The organism is Streptococcus entericus DSM 14446 (assembly GCF_000380025.1).
GTDB lineage: Bacteria > Bacillota > Bacilli > Lactobacillales > Streptococcaceae > Streptococcus > Streptococcus entericus.
Map to the genome: position 1 here is coordinate 1 of NZ_KB904179.1, position 3,636 is coordinate 3,636.

Sequence of the window (3,636 nt, forward strand, 5' to 3'; positions counted from 1 at the left end):
TGTCAATATCTAATTAGACTTCGGATAAGTCCTCGGACGATTAGTATTGGTCCGCTCCATGCCTCGCAGCACTTCCACTCCCAACCTATCTACCTCATCTTCTCTAAGGGTCCTTACTGATATAAAATCATGGGAAATCTCATCTTGAGGTGGGTTTCACACTTAGATGCTTTCAGCGTTTATCCCGTCCATACATAGCTACCCAGCGATGCCCTTGGCAGGACAACTGGTACACCAGCGGTATGTCCACTCTGGTCCTCTCGTACTAGGAGCAGAGCCTCTCAAATTTCCTACGCCCGCGACGGATAGGGACCGAACTGTCTCACGACGTTCTGAACCCAGCTCGCGTGCCGCTTTAATGGGCGAACAGCCCAACCCTTGGGACCGACTACAGCCCCAGGATGCGACGAGCCGACATCGAGGTGCCAAACCTCCCCGTCGATGTGAACTCTTGGGGGAGATAAGCCTGTTATCCCCAGGGTAGCTTTTATCCGTTGAGCGATGGCCCTTCCATACGGAACCACCGGATCACTAAGCCCGACTTTCGTCCCTGCTCGAGTTGTAGCTCTCGCAGTCAAGCTCCCTTATACCTTTACACTCTGCGATTGATTTCCAACCAATCTGAGGGAACCTTTGGGCGCCTCCGTTACCTTTTAGGAGGCGACCGCCCCAGTCAAACTGCCCGTCAGACACTGTCTCCGATAGGGTTAACCTATCCGGGTTAGAGTAGCCATAACACAAGGGTAGTATCCCAACAGCGCCTCCATCGAAACTGGCGTCCCGATCTCATAGGCTCCTACCTATCCTGTACATGTGGTACAGATACTCAATATCAAACTGCAGTAAAGCTCCATGGGGTCTTTCCGTCCTGTCGCGGGTAACCTGCATCTTCACAGGTACTAAAATTTCACCGAGTCTCTCGTTGAGACAGTGCCCAAATCATTACGCCTTTCGTGCGGGTCGGAACTTACCCGACAAGGAATTTCGCTACCTTAGGACCGTTATAGTTACGGCCGCCGTTTACTGGGGCTTCAATTCAGATCTTCGCTTACGCTAAACCCTCCTCTTAACCTTCCAGCACCGGGCAGGCGTCACCCCCTATACTTCATCTTACGATTTCGCAGAGAGCTGTGTTTTTGATAAACAGTTGCTTGGGCCTATTCACTGCGGCTCAGTCTAGCTGAGCGCCCCTTCTCCCGAAGTTACGGGGCCATTTTGCCGAGTTCCTTAACGAGAGTTCTCTCGCTCACCTGAGGCTACTCGCCTCGACTACCTGTGTCGGTTTGCGGTACGGGTAGAGTATGATACATCGCTAGAAGCTTTTCTTGGCAGTGTGACGTCACTAACTTCGCTACTAAACTTCGCTCCCCATCACAGCTCAACCTTATAGGTACAAGCATTTAACTCATACCAAGCCTCACTGCTTAGACAGGCACTTCCAGTCGCCTGCTTTAGTTAGCCTACTGCGTCCCTCCATCACTTCATACTCTAGTACAGGAATATCAACCTGTTGGCCATCGGATACACGTTTACGTCTCTCCTTAGGTCCCGACTAACCCAGGGCGGACGAGCCTTCCCCTGGAAACCTTAGTCTTACGGTGGATGGGATTCTCACCCATCTTTCGCTACTCATACCGGCATTCTCACTTCTATACGCTCCAGCACTCCTCACGGTATGCCTTCGCCGCATATAGAACGCTCTCCTACCATACCACTTAGTGGTATCCACAGCTTCGGTAATGTGTTTGAGCCCCGGTACATTTTCGGCGCAGGGTCACTCGACTAGTGAGCTATTACGCACTCTTTGAATGAATAGCTGCTTCTAAGCTAACATCCTAGTTGTCTGTGCAACCCCACATCCTTTTCCACTTAACACATATTTTGGGACCTTAGCTGGTGGTCTGGGCTGTTTCCCTTTCGACTACGGATCTTAGCACTCGCAGTCTGACTGCCGACCATAATTACTTGGCATTCGGAGTTTATCTGAAATCAGTAAACCGAGATGGCCCCCTCATCCAAACAGTGCTCTACCTCCAAGAATCTCAATGTCGACGCTAGCCCTAAAGCTATTTCGGAGAGAACCAGCTATCTCCAAGTTCGTTTGGAATTTCTCCGCTACCCACAAGTCATCCAAGCACTTTTCAACGTGCCCTGGTTCGGTCCTCCAGTGCGTCTTACCGCACCTTCAACCTGCTCATGGGTAGGTCACATGGTTTCGGGTCTACGTCATGATACTAATCCGCCCTATTAAGACTCGGTTTCCCTACGGCTCCGCTTCTACCACTTAACCTCGCATCATAACGTAACTCGCCGGTTCATTCTACAAAAGGCACGCTCTCACCCATTAACGGGCTCGAACTTGTTGTAGGCACACGGTTTCAGGTTCTATTTCACTCCCCTTCCGGGGTGCTTTTCACCTTTCCCTCACGGTACTGGTTCACTATCGGTCACTAGGGAGTATTTAGGGTTGGGAGATGGTCCTCCCAGATTCCGACGAGATTTCGCGTGTCTCGCCGTACTCAGGATACTGCTAGGTATAAAGACTATTTCGATTACGAGGCTCTCACTCTCTTTGGCTGACCTTCCCATGTCATTCTTCTATACTCTTTAAGTCCACAATGCAGTCCTACAACCCCAGAGAGTAAACTCTCTGGTTTGCCCTCCTGCCGGTTCGCTCGCCGCTACTAAGGCAATCGCTTTTGCTTTCTCTTCCTGCAGCTACTTAGATGTTTCAGTTCACTGCGTCTTCCCTCCAAGCTCCTTAACAGAACTGGATACTAACCATCAAGTTAGTGGGTTCCCCCATTCGGACATCTCTGGATCAGCGCTTACTTACAGCTCCCCAAAGCATTTCGTTGTTAGTCACGTCCTTCTTCGGCTCCTAGTGCCAAGGCATCCACCGTGCGCCCTTATTAACTTAACCTTTAAAATTAAATTTGTTCTCTACAGCGTTTCGGTTTATTTCTTGTTACTATTTCATTTATCTTTTTTAATAAATGGAATTTGATATAGATATTCAATTGTCAATGGTCTCTAGGATAGTTCACTATCCTATGGAGCCTAGCGGGATCGAACCGCTGACCTCCTGCGTGCAAAGCAGGCGCTCTCCCAGCTGAGCTAAGGCCCCGTACACTTAACGTGTCTTGAGTGATTACAAATTTTTCTGACCCTTCAGAACTAAACAAGACAAACGCAAGTATCCTTTTCCTTAGAAAGGAGGTGATCCAGCCGCACCTTCCGATACGGCTACCTTGTTACGACTTCACCCCAATCATCTATCCCACCTTAGGCGGCTGGCTCCAAACGGTTACCTCACCGACTTCGGGTGTTACAAACTCTCGTGGTGTGACGGGCGGTGTGTACAAGGCCCGGGAACGTATTCACCGCGGCGTGCTGATCCGCGATTACTAGCGATTCCGACTTCATGTAGGCGAGTTGCAGCCTACAATCCGAACTGAGATCGGCTTTAAGAGATTTGCTTGTCGTCACCGACTTGCGACTCGTTGTACCGACCATTGTAGCACGTGTGTAGCCCAGGTCATAAGGGGCATGATGATTTGACGTCATCCCCACCTTCCTCCGGTTTGTTACCGGCAGTCTCGCTAGAGTGCCCAACTTAATGATGGCAACTAACAA

Annotated in this window: 1 tRNA gene and 2 rRNA genes; all 3 read right to left on the reverse strand. The window is 50.1% G+C overall.

What is annotated here, in order from left to right:
- Positions 1-20: 20 nt before the first annotated feature.
- Positions 21-2,923: ribosomal RNA gene (locus A3GW_RS0107660) — 23S ribosomal RNA — on the reverse strand.
- A gap of 131 nt (positions 2,924-3,054) precedes the next feature.
- Positions 3,055-3,127, reverse strand: a tRNA-Ala gene (locus tag A3GW_RS0107665).
- A gap of 85 nt (positions 3,128-3,212) precedes the next feature.
- Positions 3,213-3,636, reverse strand: a 16S ribosomal RNA gene (locus A3GW_RS0107670); the annotation flags it as partial.